Annotated in this window: 2 protein-coding genes; both read right to left on the minus strand. The window is 72.2% G+C overall.

Annotated elements, in window-relative coordinates:
- The coding region (locus tag AC3XYG_RS30785) for a hypothetical protein (protein WP_489143696.1) at nt 1-788 on the minus strand (788 nt) is incomplete at its 3' end.
- A gap of 204 nt (nt 789-992) precedes the next feature.
- Nucleotides 993-1919 (minus strand): LysR family transcriptional regulator (locus AC3XYG_RS30790; protein WP_489143697.1); only part of this gene is annotated, 927 nt, incomplete at its 5' end.

Genomic DNA, 1919 nt, shown 5'->3' on the forward strand with positions numbered 1-1919 from the left:
GTGGTCTCGGTGTCGAGGCATTCGACCATATCGGCCTCCTGCAGCCGCACCGCCAGCCCGACCCGGATCCCGGGGATCCGCGCCGGGTCGATCGCGGGGAAGGCGCGCTCCACCGCGGCGACCGCCAGGTCCCGGCGCCGGGCCCGTTCGGCCAGGATCGCGGCCTCGCCGCCGGCCGGCCGCGGCGGGGTCGGCGTCGCCGGCCAGCCGGGCGCCCAGTTGCTCCATTCCTCGGCCAGTCCCAGGCCGCAGGCCAACCCGGCCATGACCGACCCGGCCGGCCGGTCCTCGATCCGGTCGGCATCGTCGTCGCAATAGAGGTCGCTGAGCCGCTCGCCGAGCTCCTGCTCCAGCGCCTTGGCGCGGTCGTCATCCGGGATTTCGTCCCAGATCATGAAATCCAGGACGCTCTGGACCTCGTCACGGTGGCGGGTGCGGCGCAGCTTGCGATTGGTCTCGCGCTCGGCCGCTGCGGCCTTGTCGCGGACACACAGGCTGTCGGCGGCGCGGCCGCGCAGGCCCAGCGAGCGCTGCACCGAGCGGGCGAAGCGGTCGAAGGCCAGCCCGGCCTCCCGCGCCTCGATCCTGGGGTCGGGATCATCCGCCGGCTGCCCGGCGGGATCGGCCCGCACTTCGGCAGCCCAGGCCTGCGCCGCCAGGGCGCGGGCGCCCTCCCCCTCGGCCAGCTGCATCGCGATCTCGGCGAGGCGGCTGAGCATCTCGATCCCCTGCAGCGCGAGGCTGCGGCTGTAGGCCTGGACATCGAGGGGTTCGGGCGCGTTTTGCATGGAACAAATGATGAACGAAGCGCGAGGGTGGCGTCGATGAACAATTCGTTTACATCGTCGGGCTCGGTTGCTCCGGCACCAGCCTGGATCGCCACGGCGCTTCGCGCCTCGCGATGACGGTGGGGGTTGGCGAGGGGGCGCTCCTTCAAGATCCGTCATTGCGAGCGCAGCGAAGCAATCCAGTCCCGCAGCCCGAACGACGCCCTATCCGCCCTGCCGCACCGTGCGGCGCAGCACGTCGATGAAAGCGCGCAGGGCGGGCGGCACCTGGCGGCGGCTGGAGTGGTACAGATAGAAGCCGGGGAAGCGCGGCGACCAGTCCTGCAGCACCCGTTGCAGCCGGCCATCGGCGACGCAGGACCCCATCTGGCGGTCGAGCAGATAGGCGATGCCGACACCGTCCAGCGCCGCCTGCAGCATCAGCTCGGAATCATTGACCGTCAGCGGCCCGTCCACCGCCACGTCGAACGCCTGGCCGCCGCCTTCGAACTCCCAGCGATAGATGTCGCCGCCGCCCGGCCAGCGGAAACGGATGCAGCGGTGCCGGTGCAGATCGGCCGGCGTCTCGGGCTCGCCGTGCGCGGCCAGATAGGCCGGCGCCGCCACCGCCATCAGCTCCAGTGCCCCGGTCAGCGGCACCGCCACCATGTCCCGCTCCAGCGACTCGCCCAGCCGGATGCCGGCATCGAAGCGGCCGGCGACGATGTCGGTGATGGTGTCGTCGACCACCACCTCCAGGTCGATGCCGGGATGGGCGCGGTGGAACACGCCCAGCGCCGGGGCGATGAACTGGGTGGCGGCGACCCGCGGCACGTTGATCCGCAGCCGCCCGGCCGGCGTGTCGCGGAAGCGGTTCACCTCCTCCACCGCCAGGTCGAATTCGGCGAAGAGCGGCCGGATCCGCTGCAGCAGCGTCTCACCCGCCTCGGTCGGGGTGACGCTGCGGGTGGTGCGGTTCAGCAGGCGGACGCCCAGCCGCGCCTCCAGCGCCCGCAGCGTCACCCCGACCGAGGCGGGGGAAAGGCTGCTGGAGCGGATCCGGCCGCTCTTCGCCGAATTCGACCTGGCGGTGGAGGAAGTGAACCGCTTCCGCGACACGCCGGCCGGGCGGCTGCGGATCAACGTGCCGCG

Source organism: Inquilinus sp. (assembly GCF_057815775.1).